12 protein-coding genes and 1 pseudogene are annotated in these 16,939 nt (G+C 73.4%); 5 read left to right on the plus strand and 8 right to left on the minus strand.

Translation table 11 applies throughout. The features are described 5' to 3' along the window. Nucleotides 1-420 precede the first annotated feature (420 nt). The gene (locus IH25_RS0134365) at nt 421-870 is read left to right on the plus strand and encodes a PTS sugar transporter subunit IIA (protein WP_030620007.1); all 450 of its coding nucleotides are present in this window, start codon (nt 421-423) and stop codon (nt 868-870) included. Nucleotides 871-945: 75 nt separating this feature from the next. Beyond that, nucleotides 946-2,616, plus strand: coding sequence for a phosphoenolpyruvate--protein phosphotransferase (ptsP, locus tag IH25_RS0134370; protein WP_030620010.1), 1,671 nt, complete (start codon nt 946-948; stop codon nt 2,614-2,616). A gap of 103 nt (nt 2,617-2,719) precedes the next feature. Here the strand turns inward: ptsP and IH25_RS0134375 are convergent, their stop codons facing one another. Both IH25_RS0134375 and IH25_RS0134380 read right to left on the minus strand, forming a co-directional pair. Next, nucleotides 2,720-3,613 (minus strand): hypothetical protein, encoded by an 894-nt coding sequence (locus IH25_RS0134375; RefSeq protein ID WP_030620013.1) that lies wholly within the window; start codon nt 3,611-3,613, stop codon nt 2,720-2,722. A 190-nt stretch (nt 3,614-3,803) separates the two neighbouring features. After that, nucleotides 3,804-5,771: an acetoacetate--CoA ligase gene (locus IH25_RS0134380; RefSeq protein ID WP_030620016.1), complete on the minus strand. Its 1,968-nt coding sequence runs from the start codon at nt 5,769-5,771 to the stop codon at nt 3,804-3,806. A 213-nt stretch (nt 5,772-5,984) separates the two neighbouring features. Between IH25_RS0134380 and IH25_RS0134385 the strand changes: the two genes are divergently transcribed. Further along, nucleotides 5,985-8,345 carry a glycoside hydrolase family 31 protein gene (locus IH25_RS0134385; RefSeq protein WP_030620020.1) on the plus strand — a complete coding sequence of 787 codons (2,361 nt, stop codon included), beginning with the start codon at nt 5,985-5,987 and terminating at the stop codon, nt 8,343-8,345. A 10-nt stretch (nt 8,346-8,355) separates the two neighbouring features. Here the strand turns inward: IH25_RS0134385 and IH25_RS0134390 are convergent, their stop codons facing one another. Next, the gene (locus tag IH25_RS0134390) at nt 8,356-8,892 is read right to left on the minus strand and encodes an NUDIX domain-containing protein (RefSeq protein WP_030620023.1); all 537 of its coding nucleotides are present in this window, start codon (nt 8,890-8,892) and stop codon (nt 8,356-8,358) included. 458 nt (nt 8,893-9,350) lie between these two features. Between IH25_RS0134390 and IH25_RS0134400 the strand changes: the two genes are divergently transcribed. Further along, nucleotides 9,351-11,000, plus strand: a complete 1,650-nt coding sequence (locus IH25_RS0134400; protein WP_030620026.1) for a GGDEF domain-containing protein — start codon at nt 9,351-9,353, stop codon at nt 10,998-11,000. Between the two features lie 232 nt (nt 11,001-11,232). Here the strand turns inward: IH25_RS0134400 and IH25_RS0134405 are convergent, their stop codons facing one another. From IH25_RS0134405 to IH25_RS0134420, 5 genes and pseudogenes are all read right to left on the minus strand, one after another. Beyond that, on the minus strand, nt 11,233-11,838 hold the full coding sequence (locus IH25_RS0134405; protein WP_030620029.1) for a GTP-binding protein: 606 nt from the start codon (nt 11,836-11,838) through the stop codon (nt 11,233-11,235). Further along, a pseudogene (locus IH25_RS42685) lies at nt 11,819-12,055 on the minus strand (hydantoinase B/oxoprolinase family protein); the annotation flags it as partial. The gene IH25_RS0134405 and the pseudogene IH25_RS42685, both read right to left, overlap by 20 nt. A gap of 312 nt (nt 12,056-12,367) precedes the next feature. Further along, nucleotides 12,368-12,763 (minus strand): DUF742 domain-containing protein, encoded by a 396-nt coding sequence (locus IH25_RS0134410; RefSeq protein ID WP_030620031.1) that lies wholly within the window; start codon nt 12,761-12,763, stop codon nt 12,368-12,370. 9 nt (nt 12,764-12,772) lie between these two features. Further along, nucleotides 12,773-13,207 carry a roadblock/LC7 domain-containing protein gene (locus IH25_RS0134415; protein WP_030620033.1) on the minus strand — a complete coding sequence of 145 codons (435 nt, stop codon included), beginning with the start codon at nt 13,205-13,207 and terminating at the stop codon, nt 12,773-12,775. Beyond that, nucleotides 13,204-15,999: a nitrate- and nitrite sensing domain-containing protein gene (locus IH25_RS0134420; RefSeq protein ID WP_030620036.1), complete on the minus strand. Its 2,796-nt coding sequence runs from the start codon at nt 15,997-15,999 to the stop codon at nt 13,204-13,206. Before IH25_RS0134420 ends, IH25_RS0134415 begins: the two co-directional genes overlap by 4 nt. Nucleotides 16,000-16,497: 498 nt before the next feature. On the opposite strand from IH25_RS0134420, the gene IH25_RS0134425 reads away from it, so the two are divergent. Further along, entirely contained in the window at nt 16,498-16,935 is a 438-nt protein-coding gene (locus IH25_RS0134425; protein ID WP_387875839.1) for a hypothetical protein, read from the plus strand. The last annotated feature ends 4 nt before the right edge of the window (nt 16,936-16,939 follow it).

The raw sequence follows: 16,939 nt of genomic DNA on the forward strand, positions 1-16,939 counted from the left end.
ATCTGGCGTTGATTTTTGGCACGCTGTTGAGTTCTCAAGGAACGGTCGCTTCCTTTGTACTCACCCTCTCGGGCTTTCCTCCGGGCGCTTCCCTTCGGTGTTTCAAACTCTACCAGGGTTTTTCCGTCTCTCTGACCACCCTCCTGCGAGCACGCAGAAGAAGATCCAGAGATCAGGATCTGATGAGTTTGGTTGCCGCCAGGGGCTGGGCACTGTTTCGTGCCTCTTGCCCCGAGCAGGGTTACGACTGTACACGCGGCCTTGAAGGCCATGCAAATCGCCTTGGTTGGTGGTCTAGACCACTAGCTGGTAGCTTCTATCCGGAACCGCCAGTTCATTTGACATACGCTGCTGCTCAGTGCGCCGTCCGGGACAGGCGGTGACGGTCCGCGAGCAGCTCCACTCCTTGGGAGGCTTCCCATGACCACCGTGACGTCCCCACTCGCTGGACGGGCCATCGGACTGGCCGCAGTGCCGGATCCGGTCTTCTCCGGGGCCATGGTCGGCCCGGGCACCGCTATCGATCCCGCGCGCGAGGCCTCCGAGGCGGTGGCGCCCGTGGACGGCGTCATCGTCTCTCTGCACCCGCACGCGTTCGTCGTGGTCGACGACAGCGGCCACGGGGTGCTCACCCACCTCGGCATCGACACGGTGCAGCTCAACGGCGAGGGCTTCGAGCTGCTCGTCGCCAAGGGGGACAGGGTCACCCGCGGCCAGGCCGTCGTCCGCTGGAACCCGGCCGCCGTCGAGGCCGCCGGCAAGTCCCCGGTGTGCCCGGTCGTCGCCCTGGAAGCCACTGCCGAGTCCCTCTCCGAGCTGCGTGACAGTGGTGACGTGAAGACCGGCGACAGCCTCTTCTCCTGGAACTGACGGCCGGGCCGTCCCAGGACGGTGTACAGGACAACCACCGCGGCGGGACCCGCCGCACTATCGGAGACGGGTGAGATGGAGACAACGCTGCGAGGCGTCGGCGTGAGCCATGGCGTGGCGATCGGCGAGGTTCGGCACATGGGCACGGCGGTGCTGGAGCCGCCGGCCAAGCAGATCCCCGCCGAGGACGCCGAGCGGGAGCAGGGCCGCGCCCGGCAGGCCGTGGACGCCGTGGCCGCCGATCTGATGGCGCGCGGCAATCTGGCGGGCGGCGAGGCCCAGGCCGTGCTGGAAGCGCAGGCCATGATGGCCCAGGACCCCGAGCTGATGGCGGACGTGGACCGGCGGATCGCCGTCGGCAGCACCGCGGAGCGCGCGGTGTACGACGCGTTCGCGGCGTACCGGGAGCTGCTGGCCGGTGCCGGTGAGTACCTCGCGGGGCGCGTGGCCGACCTGGACGACGTGCGGAACCGTATCGTCGCGCGGCTGCTGGGCGTGCCGATGCCGGGTGTCCCGGACAGCGACCAGCCCTATGTCCTCGTGGCCCGGGACCTGGCTCCGGCCGACACGGCGCTGCTGGACCCCTCCCTCGTACTCGGTTTCGTGACCGAGGAGGGTGGTCCGACCAGCCACAGCGCGATTCTGGCGCGGGCGCTGGGGGTGCCCGCCGTGGTGGCGCTGCCGGGTGCCGGTGAGCTGGCCGAGGGCACGGTGGTCGCCGTGGACGGCAGCACGGGTGATGTCTTCGTCAGCCCCAGCGAGGAGAAGAAGGCGCAGCTTTCGGCCGCGGCCGCGGAGCGCAAGGCGGCGCTGGCCGCCTCGACGGGTCCCGGTGCGACCGCGGACGGGCACAAGGTGCCGCTGCTGGCCAACGTGGGCGGGCCGGCCGATGTGGCGGCGGCGGTCGAGGCGGGTGCCGAGGGCGTCGGTCTGTTCCGTACCGAGTTCCTGTTCCTGGACGACAGCAAGAAGGCTCCTTCCGAGCAGAAGCAGGTGGAGGCCTACCGGCAGGTGCTGGAGGCGTTCCCCGAGGGTCGTGTGGTCGTGCGGGTGCTGGACGCGGGCGCGGACAAGCCGCTGGACTTCCTGACGCCGGGGGACGAGCCGAACCCGGCGCTGGGTGTGCGGGGCCTGCGGACGCTGCTCGACCACCCGGAGGTGCTGCGCACCCAGCTGACGGCGCTGGCGAAGGCCGCCGAGGGGCTGCCCGTCCACCTCGAGGTGATGGCGCCCATGGTGGCGGACCGCCGGGACGCCAAGGCGTTCGCGGACGCCTGCCGGGAGGCGGGGCTCCAGGCCAAGTTCGGTGCGATGGTCGAGATCCCGTCGGCCGCGCTGCGGGCGCGCTCGATCCTGCGGGAGGTGGAGTTCCTGTCGCTGGGGACCAACGACCTCGCGCAGTACACGTTCGCGGCGGACCGGCAGGTGGGTGCGGTGTCGCGGCTGCAGGACCCGTGGCAGCCGGCGCTGCTCGACCTGGTGGCGCTGTCGGCCGAGGCGGCGCGGGCCGAGGGCAAGAGCTGCGGGGTGTGCGGTGAGGCCGCGTCCGATCCGCTGCTGGCCTGTGTGCTGACCGGTCTGGGTGTCACCTCTCTGTCCATGGGCTCGGCGTCGATTCCGTATGTCCGCGCCACGCTGGCGAAGTACACGCTGGCGCAGTGCGAGCGGGCCGCGGCGGCGGCGCGTGCGACGGACAGCGCCGAGGAGGCGCGCGCCGCGGCTCAGGCGGTGCTGTCCGGCGAATAGCCGAAACGGTGCCATGGCCGTGCCGGTGGCTTGGTGCCGTCGGTCAGGGGCGTCCTGCCTTCGGGCGGGGCGCCCCTGCCGCGTTCCGGCGGTGGGCGGTGGCTCAGTGGCGGTGGGCCGCCGCCGTGCCGTCGTCTCCGAGGTCGGGAGCCGCTCCGTAGTCGACGCCGGACTCGGGTGGGACGATGTCGCCGGATTCGACGTCGGTGCAGTAGGCGTCGAAGACTTCCGAGGCCGTCAGGGGTTCGAGGGCGCCGCCGCGCAGTCGCCAGCCGTGGACGCGGTCGGCGGTGCCGGCGGCGCTGGTGCGGATGACGAGTCCGCCGGGGCTGCGGGTGGCCAGTCCGAGGGCGAGGACGCTGGTGAACTCCAGGGCCTCCGCCTCGTCCAGGCGGGTCGCGCCGGTGCCGTCCTGCTCGCCGTGCAGGACGGAGACGAGGGTGTCCGGTGGGCCGGAGACGGTGCAGACGAGGTGCCTCTCGCCGGGTGGGGCGGTGTCGAGGATGCGGACCAGGAGTTCGGAGGCGCGGGTGAAGGCGGCCCTGCCGATGTCCTCGCCGCAGGTCGGACAGGGGCCCAGGCGGGTGAGGAGGGTGGTGGCGTACTCCCAGGTGGCTTGGCGTACGGCTTCGTCCACGAGCCGGGGCAGGAGGTCGGTGAGCGGGCGGCCGTCGTAGGGCACGGTGGGGCCGGTGGCCGCGAGGTGTGCGGTGAACCGGCTGCGGCTGGCGGAGGCGTCCGGGTCGAGTCCGGTGTCCGCGCAGTACGCCGCGTAGTCCTCCGGGTCGAACAGGGCGAGTGTGGTGTGGCTGCCCTGTGCGGCCCGGGTCTTCAGGACCGTCTCCAGGTGCCGGAGGTAGGTCGTGTGGTCGTCGAAGGTGAAGCTGCGGTAGCGCCGCATGGCGCGGAAGTCGTGGTCGTCGGTGAGGACGCCGATGGTGCCGGCGATCTCGCGGCGCAGGACGCGTCGCAGGGTCTGGTGGTCGGTGTGCGCCATGAATTCCCCCAATGCGCGGTCGATCAATGCTCACTCACCGTAACGGTCGGCACTGACAACGGCCGTCCGCCGGGGCTCGCTGATCGGGGTGAGGAGGGTGTTTCCCCAGGTCATGGCTGGTGTGGAGGGAGTCGGTCCCGGACGCCGCGGTGGGGTCCGGGACCTGTGCGGAGGGTGATGTTCCGGTGGGTCAGGCGCGCTCGCGGGCCAGTTTCTCGTAGAAGGCGAGCAGGGCGAGGTTGTCGATGGAGCCGGGGTTGACCGCCTTGTCCAGGGGGGTGCCCTGCAGGAGGCGCTTGACCGGGACCTCGATGCGCTTGCCGGTGAGGGTGTGCGGGATGCCGGGGACCTCGATGATCTCGTCGGGGACGTGCCGGGGTGAGAGCTGTTCGCGGATGGCCCGCTTGACGCGGTCCAGGAGCGTCTCGTCCAGGACGGCGCCCGGTGCGAGGTGCACGAACAGCGGCATCCAGTAGCCGCCGTCGGGTTGTTCGACGCCGATGACGAGCGACTCCCTGATCTCGGGCAGGCGTTCGACGACCTCGTAGATGTCGGCCGAACCCATGCGTACGCCCTGCCGGTTGAGGGTGGAGTCGGAGCGGCCGTGGATGATCACGGAGCCCCGGGAGGTGACGGTGATCCAGTCGCCGTGGCGCCAGACGCCGGGGTAGGTGTCGAAGTAGCTGTCGTGGTAGCGGCTGCCGTCGGGGTCGTTCCAGAAGTGGATCGGCATGGACGGCATGGGCTGGGTGACGACCAGTTCGCCGACCTCGTCCACGAGGGGACGGCCGCTCGGGTCCCAGGAGCTCAGGTCGGTGCCGAGGCCGGGTGCCTGGAGTTCGCCGGTGTACACGGGCAGGGTGGGTACGGCGCCGGCGAAGCAGGAGCAGACGTCCGTGCCGCCGCTGACGGAGGCGATCCACAGGTCCTCGCGAACCTCGTCGTGCAGCCAGCGGAAGCCGTCGGGCGGCAGCGGGGAGCCGGTGGTGGCGACGCACTCGACCGTGGAGAGGTCGTAGTCGCGGGCGGGGTGGACGCCGGCCTTGCGGCAGGCCATGACGTAGGCGGCGGAGGTGCCGTAGAGGGTGGCCCCGGTGCGTTCGGCGATCCGCCACTGGGCGCCGGTGTCCGGGTGGCCGGGGCTGCCGTCGTACAGGACGATCGTGGTGCCCGTGAGGAGGCCGGAGACGAGGAAGTTCCACATCATCCAGCCGGTGGAGGTGTACCAGAAGAAGCGGTCCTCGGGGCCGAGGTCGCAGTGCAGGCCGAGCTGTTTGAGGTGTTCGACCAGGATGCCGCCCTGCGACTGGACGATGGCCTTGGGCAGGCCGGTCGTGCCGGAGGAGTACAGCACCCACAGCGGGTGGTCGAAGGGGACCTGCTCGTAGACCGGCTCGGTGTCCTGGGCGGTCAGCGCCGACCATTCCAGGGTGCCTTCGGGGGCGTCGGTGCCCAGCAGCGGGATGTGGACGACGGCGCGCAGGGTGGGCAGTTCGCGGCGCAGTTCGGCGACGATCTCGCGGCGGTCGTGCTCCTTGCCGCCGTAGCGGTAGCCGTCGACGGTGAACAGGACGACGGGTTCGACCTGCTGGAAGCGGTCGAGGACGCTGCGGGCGCCGAAGTCGGGGGCGCAGGACGTCCATACGGCGCCGACGGCGGCGGTGGCGAGGAGGGCGACGACGGCCTGCGGGATGTTGGGGAGGTAGCCGCTGACGCGGTCGCCGGGGCGTACGCCGAGCGCGCGGAGTTCGGCGGCGAGGGAGCCGACCTGGCGGCGCAGCTCGGACCAGGTCACCGGGCGGGGTTCGTGGGTCTCGTCCACGCACAGGAGGGCGGGTTCGCCGGGGCGGTCGGCCGCGGCGCGCAGGGCGTGTTCGGCGTAGTTGAGGGTGGCGCCGGGGAACCACTGGGCGCCGGGCATGGCGCGGTCGCCGAGCACGCGCGCGTAGGGCGTGGAGAAGCGTACGTCGAACCACTCCGTGACGGCTTTCCAGAAGGTGTCGAGCCGGTCGACGGACCACCGGTGCAGGGCCGGGTAGCCGCCCTCGGCCGGGGCGCCGTGGTGTTCGGCGGCCCATGCCTGGAACCGGGTGATGCGGGCCTTGGCGATCCGCTCCGGATCGGGCTGCCAGAGCGGCTGGGGGTTCGCGGTCGACATGGGAGCCTCCCGGGCTGTGCGCGTCGTGTGCGTCGGTCCGCGCACGGGCTGGGGTGTGCGCGTGACGCGGCTGACACGGACGATGCCATGTGATCGACTTCTGCACCAGGGTTCGCCCCACATAGTCGCTGTCGTGAAGATGTGGCCCGGCCACGGGTGAACGGCAGTTGAACGGCACGCGCGCGTGGGGCGCTCAGTGGCAGGGTGAGCAGCATGGACGGTCGTGACCTGGTGCGTTCGGTGAGTGTGGTCGGTTCGGGGAGGGCGGCTCGGGGTTTGCGCACCATGCGGGCCGCGTGGCGCAGGAGGCGTATCGACGCCGAGGGGCTGCCGCGGCGGGGGCCGGAACTGGCCCGGGTGCCGGGGCAGGTGCGGGACGTGGAGCCGGGTCCGGGCGGCGGTCTGATCCGGTTCGCCCGTTCCGAGCTGCGGATCGTCGTGGCGGCGAACGGAGCAGTGTTCTGGGGCTGGGACGGCGCGGGCCCGCTGCCGTCGTACGCACTCGCGGGCGATGGTCCGGAGCCGGATCCGCGGGCGGTGCTGGAGCCGGACAAAGACGGCGGCTGGCGGGTGGTGGCGGAGCGGGTGACGGTGGTCGTGTCGCGGCACGGCGCGGTGCAGGTGTGCACGCCGGGCGGGGTGGTGCTACGGCGGGAGCTGCCGCCGCGCTGGTGGGAGCCGGTCGGCGGGGGCGCGGCGCGGTGGATGCAGCGCTCGGAGGTGGCGGCGGACGCCCGGTTCTTCGGGCTGGGCGGGCGGGCGTCCGGTCCGCGGCTGCGGGACGGCAGGTACCGGCTGTGGAACACCGACCCCGGCCGGGCGTTCGGGCCGGATGACGATCCGCTGTATCTGACCATGCCGGTGCAGCTGGTGGTGGCGGACGCGGGCACGCACCTGGTGTTCCACGACACCACCTGGGACGGCTCGGTGGTGCTGCGGGAGGGCGAGGAGGGCGCCGGGTCCGGGCACGACCGGGCGGGGCGCTGCGAGGTGCACATGGACGGCGGCCCGCTGCGCTGCTGGGTGGTGGTGGGCACTCCCGCGCGCGTGCTGTACACGTGGGCCTCGCTGACCGGGGCGCCCGCGCTGCCGCCCGTGTGGGCCCTGGGGCACCAGCACGCGCGGTGGGACTTCGACGGCGAGCAGGACGTGCGCCGGACCGTCGCGGGCTACCACGAGCGGGGGCTGCCGCTGGACGCCGTGCACCTCGGTGCCGGCCACTACGACGGCCACCGGGTGTTCACCGTCGATCAGGAACGTTTCCCCAAGCTGCCGGTGCTGGCGGAGGAGCTGCGCCGGGACGGGATCCGGCTGGTGTCGGCCGTGGGACCGGCGGTGCGGGCGGAGCCGGGCGGGGCCGTGTACGACGGCGGCGGCGCGGTGGACGCCTTCGTGCGGGACGCGCGGGGCCGCACGGTGGAGGGCCTGGCGTGGGCCGGCGAGTCGGTGTTCCCGGACTTCACGCACGCGCGCGTGCGCGCGTGGTGGGGCGGGCTCTACCGGGAGCGGCTGGAGCAGGGCTTCGCGGGGTTCTGGCACGACATGAACGAGCCCACGTCGTTCGGCGCCTTCGGTGAGCCGACGCTGCCGCGTTCGGCCCGGCACGCCCTGGAGGGGCGCGGCGGTGACCACCGGGAGGCGCACAACGTGTACGCGCTGTGCATGGCCCGGGCGGCCTACGAGGGGCTGCGCGAGCTGGCGCCCGAGGAGCGGCCGTTCGTGCTCTCCCGTTCGGGCTGGGCGGGGTCGCAGCGGTACGGCGGCACGTGGTCGGGGGACGTGGCGGCGGGCTGGCCGGGGCTGCGGGCGTCGCTGGCGCTGGTGCTGGGGCTGGGGCTGTGCGGGGTGCCGTACTCGGGTCCGGACGTGGGTGGCTCCGACGGCAGTCCGTCGCCGGAGCTGTATCTGCGCTGGTTCCAGCTGGGCGCGTACCTGCCGTTGTTCCGGACCCACGCGGGTCCGCGCGCGGGGCGCAGGGAGCCGTGGGAGTTCGGTGCCGAGGTGCTGGAGCACGCGCGCGCGGCGCTGCTCGAACGCCGGCGGCTGCTGCCGTACTTCGTGACGCTGGCGCATCTGGCCCGGCGGACCGGGGCGCCTTATGTGCGGCCGGTGTGGTGGGGGTCGCCGGAGGACCGGGCGCTGCGCGACTGCGAGGACGCGTTCTTGCTGGGCGACGGTCTTCTGGTGGCGCCGGTGCTGGAGCCCGGGGCCGGCCGGCGTGTGGTGCGGCTGCCGCGGGGCCGCTGGTACGACACGGCGACGGAGGAGGTCTACGAGGGGCCCGCGCAGGTCGTGGTCGACGCGCCGCTGTCCCGGGTGCCGGTGTTCGCGCGCGCGGGGTCGGTGCTGCCCGTGCGGGGTGGCGACGGCGGGCTGGAACTGGAGGTGTGGGCGCCCGCGCGCGGGCGGGCCGGGGGTGGTCTGGTGGTGCGGGACGCGGGCGACGGGTGGGACGCGCCGGAGATCGAGCGCTATGCCGCCCGCGAGCGGGCCGGACGGGTGGTGGTGACCCGGGAGCGGGAGGACGGCGCGGCCGAGCCGCCCTACCCGGTGCGCGTGCGCGGGCTGGGGTGAACCGCCCGGCTCACACGTAGCGGCCCTCGAACCAGGCTTTGACGGCCACGGTGTGCAGCGGGAAGGCGAGTTCCTCGGGCCTGCGCAGCAGGTGCCAGCCCTCGGTCTCGTCGGTGGGGGCGGAGGCCGGCAGTGCGTCGGCCGGGCGTTCCGGCAGCAGCCCGAACAGCAGCAGGTGCCCGTCGGGCGCGCTCATGGCGTCCACGAGCCGTACGTCGCGGGCGGCCGCGTCGATGCCGGTCTCCTCCCTGAGTTCGCGGACGACGGCGTGCTTCCAGTCCTCGCGGTCGTCGACGTAGCCGCCGGGCAGGGCCGTGCCTCCGCGCGCGGGGGCGACGGTGCGGGTGATGACGACCAGGGCGGTGCCCTTGGTGTCGTACACGGGCTGGAGCGCGATCGCGACCGGCAGCGGGTTGCGGTAGGCGACGGTCCCGCAGGACGGGCAGGTGCGCGGCCAGCCGGAGATGCCCTCTCCAAAGGGCGCTCCGCAGCTCGAACAGTGCGAGTCCGGCGCGGAATTGACAGTGGGTTGTTGAGTTTCGGACACGCGCGGACTGTATCCGATCACAGGAGGAGCGCGTTCCGGCAGTGAGCCGTCAAGAACGGGCGGATCGGGAAGAGGCGGCCGGAATCACCCCCGTCGGTCCCGGCCGCCCCCGCTGTAACACGACGCCGTCCGGGGCCCTTCGGTTCACCGCTGTGGCCTGCGCATTTTCCGGTTGCCCGCGGCACACTTCTGACGGCTCGTCAGCGGGCTTTCCCGGGAAGCACCTTGCCGTACACCCGTAACCCGGTGGTCGCCGACCGTCAGGTCGCCGGGGCGCGGGTGGGCATCACCGCCGACCAGGGGCTGTTCGGACACGGGTCCTCGGCGATCGCCGTACGGTGAGCGGGACGGGCCGGCGCGGGACGGGCCGGACCACTCTGTGTGACCGCCACGGAATCCTGCGTGAACGTCTCATGAACTGCGCCCGGGCGTGCGCGGGCGGCGCCCATCATGCTCCCGTGCACTCCTGGACGGATACTCTCCGCTTCGCCTTCCAGCCGGTGGTCAACCTGAGGACGGGCGCGGTCGCCGCACTGGAGACACTCGCCCGCCCGGAGACCGGCGACATCCTGGCCGAGGCCCGCCGGGACCCGGAGTTGGACGGCAGGCTGGCCGTGCTGGCGTTCCGCGCGGCGGCGCGCAAGGAGACGCTGCTGCCGCTGCACCTGAACGTGTTCGCGGCCACGCTCGCCGACCTCGGCGGCCTCACCCCGCTGCACGACGCCGTGCGCGGCGCGGGACGCATGCCCTGGGAGGTGACGCTCGACATCGTCCCGCCCTATACGCACGTCCCGCACCGGGCTCTGCTGGAGGCGGTGGCCGCCCTGCGCGAGCAGGGGTTCCGGATCAGCGCGGACGGCATCGGGGACGGCGACGTACCACTCAGACTGCTCACCGACCTCTCCCCCGGCCTGGTCAAGCTCGACGCCTCGCTGCTGGCGCGGCCGGCCGCGGTACGGGCGATGCGGACACTGTGCGAGGAACTGGGCGCCCTGGTGGCGGTGGAGGGCGTGGAGACCGAGCACCAGTGCGCGGCGGCCCTGGCGGCCGGTGCGCAGCTGGCGCAGGGCGAGCTGTTCGCGCCGCCGGCCCGGATCCCCGCCGTGGACGTATACGTTCCGTCCCTCGCGCCCGGCGCCCCGACCGTACCCCGTTCCGGTCCGTCGGTGCGCGAGTTCGTGCGGCCCGCCGCCGTACTGCCGCTGTCCGCCTCGGCGGAGCGGGTACGGACCCTGCTGACCGGCTCCCCGGATGTCTCCGGGGTGCTGCTGGTGGACCCGGCCGGGCGGCCCGTCCGGTCGGTGCACCGCTCGCGGTTCCTGCTGTCGATGTCCACCCGCTACGGGCACGCCCTGTACGCCGACCGGCCGGCGTACAAGCTGGGCGACCCGCCCCGCACGGTCGGGGTGGACGCGACGGCCTGGGAGGTACTGGACGTGGTGGCGGTCGGCGGCCGGGACCGGACCTCGGACGATGTGGCGGTGGTGGACGAGCGGGGCCGGTGCGTGGGGGTCGTACGGCTGGCGGACCTGGTGCGGGCGCTGGCCGAGAGCCGGGTGGAGGAGGCGGCCGGGCTCAACCCGCTGACCCGGCTGCCCGGTTCGGACGCGATCGTGGGCGAGGTGGACCGGCGGATCGCCGAGGGACGGGCGTTCGCGCTGAGCTGGCTGGACATCGACCACTTCAAGCAGGTCAACGACGGGGCCGGGTTCGCCGCGGGCGACGAGCTGATCCGTGCGGTCGGCGGCGCGCTCCAGCGGGCGGCGGGGCAGGCGCGGGTGGGGCACATCGGCGGGGACGACTTCCTGGTGCTGGCCGACGAGGAGGCGCTCGATCCGCTGGCGGCGGCGGTGCTGGACGCGTCCTGGACGGCGGGCGGACGGCCGGTCACGCTGTCCCTGGCCACCGTCGTCTGCGCTCCGGGCAGCGTCGGCGACCACCACCAGGCCGCCGCCCAGCTCGCTCCGCTGAAGAAGGCGGCCAAGGCGCTGCGCGGCGGCAGCTGGGTGCTCGGCCGGGCCGGGCTGCCCGGCCAGGAGGTCCGGCGCGGCGTTCCCGGACCGGCCCCCGCGCAGACCGGGTTCGCGGCCGCCGAGCCACAGCGGTGAACGGCCGTCGCGGCGCGCCTGTGTCCGGGAGGCGGCAGGGGGGCCGCTGTCACCGCCGCCGTCCACAGCCTTGACGCCCCTGCGACGCCGGTGAAAACTTCCCGGTGTCAGACGACATCGCCGTACATTTTCGGTGTTATCCGGCACCAGGGCACGGGTGCGTCCTGTCGCACGGCCCGTACCCCGGTCGGCGGGGGTACGGGCCGTGTCCGCAAGGGGGCGCGGGAGGCGGTCAGCCGGTGGCGGCCCGGCGGCGTTCGGCCGTGTGCGCCATCGCGTGCCGGACGAGGCCGATGAGCACCTCCTTGACCGACTCCCGGTCGCGGGCGTCGCACAGCAGCAGGGGCACGCCGTCGTCCAGGTCCAGTGCCTGGCGGACGGCCTCGGCGGGGTAGCGCGCGGCGTCGTCGAAGCAGTTGACGCCGACCAGGAAGGGTATGGAACGCCGCTCGAAGTAGTCGACGGCGGCGAAGCAGTCCTCCAGGCGGCGGGTGTCGGCGAGGACGACGGCACCGAGCGCGCCCTCGGACAGCTCGTCCCACATGAACCAGAACCGTTCCTGCCCGGGTGTGCCGAAGAGGTAGAGCACCAGGTTCTCGCGCAGGGTGATGCGCCCGAAGTCCATGGCCACCGTGGTGGTGTGCTTGCCCTCCACACCGCTGATGTCGTCGACCGGCCGTCCGGCCTCGGTGAGCAGCTCCTCGGTGCGCAGCGGTCTGATCTCGCTGACCGCGCCGACGAGGGTCGTCTTGCCCACGCCGAAGCCGCCGGCCACGAGGATCTTGAGCGTGACGGGCTCGACCGGGGGCTTGCCGCGCTCAGAACGCCCGAAGATCATCGATCTCTTCTCCTGCTTGATGGGGGTCGGGCGACGGTCGGCCGTAGCCGCCGCCACCGGGGGTTTCGATGACGAGTACGTCTCCGGCGCGGACGTCGGCCGAGCCGCTCCCGCCGAGGCCGGTGACCGTGCCGTCGGCCCGCTCCACCCGGTGGGCGCCGAGCGTTCCGGGTGCGCCGCCGGCCATGCCGTGCGGCGGCACGCGGCGGTGCGGTGGAGGGGTACGTCGCGCCAGTGGCCGCCGGTGTGCGGACGGGCGGCGCCGGGCGCCTGGGCGCGGCCTTCGCACGGGGCGAGGGCGGAGAGACCGGGGGCTTCGATCACCACGGGGCGGTCGAGGGTGAGAGTACGTGGCGCGATGACGTTCTTCGCAGTCCCGCCGCATGGCTTCGGGACCGGTCAGGGCGGACAACAGCGTGTGCGTGAGCAGCCGGCCGTCCGGGCGCCGCGCGACGATGTCCGTGAAGGTGCCGCCTCGGTCCACCCGGAACTGCCGGCCAGTCACGTCACTACCCCGCTCTCGCGCCGGTCACAGCGCCCGGAGGCCGTTGATCACGTCGCGCAGAATACTCTCGTCCGGCAGCTCGGCCGGCGGCACCGGGCGGGTCACGTGGACGTAGCCGGTGTGCACCAGATCGCCGATGAGCACGCGGACCACGCCGATGGGCAGGTCGAGTTCCGCGGCCAGTTCGGCGACCGACTGGGGCTCGTCCCGGCACAGCCCGACGATGTCCACGTGCTCGGGGGACAGCGTCGGGTCCGTTTCCGGGTCGTCGGCGTCGAGCTCGGTGACGACCACCGCGATCAGGTCGAGGCGATGCTGGCCCTCACTCGTGGTGCGACCACGCGTCATGGCGTACGGCCGGACCACCGGCCCGGCCTCGTCGTCGAACCAGTGCTTTCTTCCCTGACCGTCTCCGCTCATGCCATCCCACTACCCGCCTGCGGGCAGATCGGTGCGCGGGGCGGTGCCCAGATGCACGCCGACCCGCTTGACCAGCAGCGTCATCTCGTAGGCGACCTGTCCGACGTCGGAGTCGGCGTCCGAGAGGACGGCGAGGCAGCTGCCGTCGCCGGCGGCGGTGACGAAGAGGAAGGCGCCGTCCAGCTCCACGATGGTCTGCCGGACGCCGCCCGCGTCGAAGTGGCGGCCCACGCCCTTGGCGAGGCTGTGGAAGCCGGACGCGACGGCGGCCAGGTGCTCGCTGTCCTCCCTGGCCAGGTCCTTGGACACCCCGGTCGGCAATCCGTCGCCGGACAGGATGACGGCCTTGCGGATACTGGCGACCCGGTCCACCAGGTCGTCCAGGAGCCAGTTCAGCTCCCCCTTGTTCGTCGCCGTGTGGCCGGTGGCCTTCGGTGCGGTCATCGACCGTCTCCCTTGGTCGTTCCTTGTGCTGTGCCGTTGTGTGCCCCGTCGCCCGCGGCGTTCTCCTCCCGGCCGCGCTGCCAGCCGCGCTGGAGCGAGGCCATCCGGCTGCGGACCTCGTCGGCGTCCCGGTCGGCGGGCTGCGCCGCGCGCCCGGCGCGCCGTTCGGTGTCCTGCTTGAGCTGGGGGGCCAGGCTCGCCTGGCGTACCCGCCGGGGCAGCGGGCCGGCGCCCGGCTGCGGGGCCGGGTCGCCGGCGGGCGCGGTGGTGCCGCCGGGGGGCGGCGCCTGGTCTCCCGGACCGCCGGGGCCAAAGGACCGGGACCGGGTGCGCCTGGGCAGCTCCGGGGCGTCGGGGGTCTCGCCGCCGCCCGGAGCCGGGGTCCCGGGCCGGTCGCCGGCGGGGTCGGCCGGGGAGCGCCGGGCGGCGGTGCCGCGGCGGCGGGAGGGCAGGGGGGCCAGTCCGCCCGGGTCGGGGGCCTCCGGTCCGGCGGTGGATCCCGGGGCCGGTTCGCCGCGGCGGGGCCGCTGGTCGGTGACGGGCTTGCCGTGCGAGCTGACCAGCTTGGGGGTCTGCCGCCGGGGCAGCGGTACGGCCCCGCGGTCGCCGTTCTCCCGTGCCGGCCGGCCGGCGGGCTGCTCGTCGCCGCCCGGGCGGGACCGGCGGGGCCGGAACAGGCCGCCGCGCTCGCTGTCCTCGTCCGGGAGGGCGCCGGGGAAGTCCTCCAGCGCGTCGAGATCGACGGGCGCCTCCAACTCGACGGGGCCGTCCAGCACGGAGGTCGGCGGGCCGGGCAGCCGCAGCGGTTCCGGGGACCGCCCGCCGCGGCCGAGCGCCTGCTCGGCGCCGTTGCCCGCGCGGTCCCGGTCGAGCCGGAAACCGACGCCGTTGGTGTCGGGGACGTCCTCGGTGAGCAGCGCGTCGGGGATGAACACCACGGCGGTGGTGCCGCCGTACGGCGACGGCTGGAGGGAGACCCGGACGTTCTGGCGCTGGGCGAGCCGGCTGACGACGAACAGGCCCAGCCGGTCGGTGTCGGAGAGTTCGAACTCGGGCGTCTCGGCGAGGCGGAGATTGGCGTCGAGCAGCGCCTCGGCCGTCATACCGAGGCCCCGGTCGTGGATCTCCAGGGTGAAGCCGTTGGCGACCCGCTCGCCGACGACCTGGACGGCGGTGTGCGGCGGCGAGAAGACCGTGGCGTTCTCCAGGAGTTCGGCCACGAGGTGGGTGAGGTCGGCGACGGCGGGTCCGGTGACGGCGACCCGCGGCAGGCGCCGGACCTCGATGCGCTCGTAGTCCTCGACCTCGGCGACGGCGGCGCGGACCACGTCCATCAGCTGCACGGGGCGGCGCCACTGCCGGGAGGGCGCGGCACCGGAGAGGATCACCAGGCCCTCGGCGTGCCGGCGCATGCGGGTGGTGAGGTGGTCCAGGCGGAACAGGTCGGCGAGTTCGTCGGTGTCCTCGGTACGGCGCTCCATGCTGTCGAGCAGGGTGAGCTGCTTGTGCAGCAGCACCTGGCTGCGGCGGGCGAGGTTGACGAAGACCTCGGAGACCCCGGCGCGCAGCTCGGCCTGCTTGACGGCGGCCTCCACGGCGGCCCGCTGCAGGGTGTTGAGGGCCTGTCCGACCTCGCCGATCTCGTTCTTGTCGTACTCCAGGCGCGGCACCTCGGTCTCGACGTCGACCTGCTCCCCGGCGGACAGCCGGCGCATCACGCTGGGCAGCCGGACGCCGGACGCCTCGTGGGCCTCCAGGCGCAGCTGGCGCAGGTCGCGGATGAGGGCGCGGCCGATCCGGATGGACAGGACGATGGAGACGAGGAGGGCGATCAGTCCGAGGAGGCCGACGACGGCCGCCTGCGCGATGACGCCGACGGCCACCGGGCGCATGCGGTCCTGGTAGCGGTCGCTCGCCTGGTCGTCCAGGGTGCCCAGTTCGTCCAGGACGGTGGCCGCGGCGGAGTCCCAGCTCTTGGCGGTGACCCCGCGGGGGGTGCCGGAGTCCATGGCCGCGACGGTCCGTTCGGCTCCGCGCAGGGGTGCCGTGGTGGGGTTCTTCCAGAAGCGTTCGTAGCGTGCGCGTTCGGCGGCGGGCAGCAGCGGGAGGCTGATGTCGTACAGCAGGGTGCGCTGGGCGACGAGGTCGGAGATCTGACGGGCCTCGTCCCGGGTGAGCCGGCCGACGACGAGGGACGAGCCGAGCAGGGCGTCCTCGCGGGCGAGCAGTTCGCGGGCCCGGGTGAGGTTGACCAGGGCGCGGGCCTGCTTCTCGACCTCGACGTCGTCGATGCCGACGAGGGAGGCGAGCAGCGCGTAGCAGGGGTCGACGAGGCGGTTGTAGAGGCCGAATGCCTGGGCCCGGGTGAGGGAGCGCTCCTCGACGCTGTGGCGCAGGGAGCCGAGGTCGTCCAGGGAGTCCAGGACGGCGGCCAGGTGTTCGCGGTCGTCCGCCTCCAGGTCGTCCCGGGTGTCCTGGTCCTCGGCGTTCCGGCGCAGCACGGTGATCGACCGGTCGGTGGCGGCGCGGGTGCGCCGCAGTGCGGACAGGGCCTCGGAGGCCCGCGGGTCGGCGAGGTAGACGAGGGCCTGACGGCGTTCCTGCTGGAGGGCGCGGACGGTGTCCTCGGCGGGGTAGCCGATGTCCTCGACGGTGTCGGACACGCGGAAGAGCTGGGCCACTTCCCGGCCGGCGAACACGGTGGCGAACGCCCAGACGCCGGTCAGGGACACGAGCGGCACGAGAAGCAGCGCCACGATCTTCCGGCGGATCGACTTCCCGCGAAAGCGCATGGCCTCCCCCAGCTCGACCCCCGCAGGTCGGGGGTGTTCATGTCCGTCAGCAAACGGCGCGAGCCTACTACCGCCCCACAGGTAACTCGAAGACGTGTCCGGCGGGTGAAGTTCCGCATCGCAGGCGAGAGATGGCGAGTTGTCCGGGCATTAGGGGAGATTGCCACCGCGATCCGGAGGGACACGACCGGCCGCTGGTGGCAACTTTGGCGGGCGGTTGGCCGGATTTTTTCGCCACGCGGGAATCTTCGCCCGGTCTCGTTCGTCCTTCTCTATGGGAATTGGGGGCGGAATAGGCCACAGCGGCCGCACCTCGCGTCCCGGCGGCGTAAAGCGGCGCAAGCCGGGCAGCCACTGGGGAGACGGGGTCTTGGGACTCCGGGGGCGAGCGGTCTGCCGGCGGTGGGGAGTGACACGGTGACGGGCACGGCTCAATGGCGCGAGGCGCCCGGGGAAAGCAGCGGGGCGGGACGCTCGCGGACACGGTGGGAGCGCACGGTGCCGCAAGGCGGCGGGGATCCCGGCGGCGACGAACCGCGGTACGGCTACCGGCCGTTGTGGGTCGAGGAGCCCGCGCGCCGGCATCCGGTGCCCGATCCGGTGCGTGCGGCGGCGGTGCGGGCCGTCCTGGTCATCGCGGTGACGCTGATCCAGGCGATGGTGGCGTTCCTGTGCGCGCTGGCCGGTTCCTGGCTGGCGTTCCCGATGGTGATGGGCGGCGTGGCCGGCACGGTGGTGGCCACATGGGCCGCGGTCGACGTGTGGGTGACCCGCCAGGTGTGGAACCAGCGGCACGGCGTGGTCTCGGAGCCGAGCAGCACGGCCCGGGCCCTGCGCCGGGAGCGGCGGGCCCGGCGCCGCGAGGAGCGTGCGGCCCTGCGGGAACAGGAACGGATACGCCGCAGGGGTGGGGCGGGACAGCTGTCGCACTCCTGACCGG

The sequence above is a fragment of the Streptomyces achromogenes subsp. achromogenes genome (assembly GCF_000720835.1).
Lineage (GTDB): Bacteria > Actinomycetota > Actinomycetes > Streptomycetales > Streptomycetaceae > Streptomyces > Streptomyces achromogenes.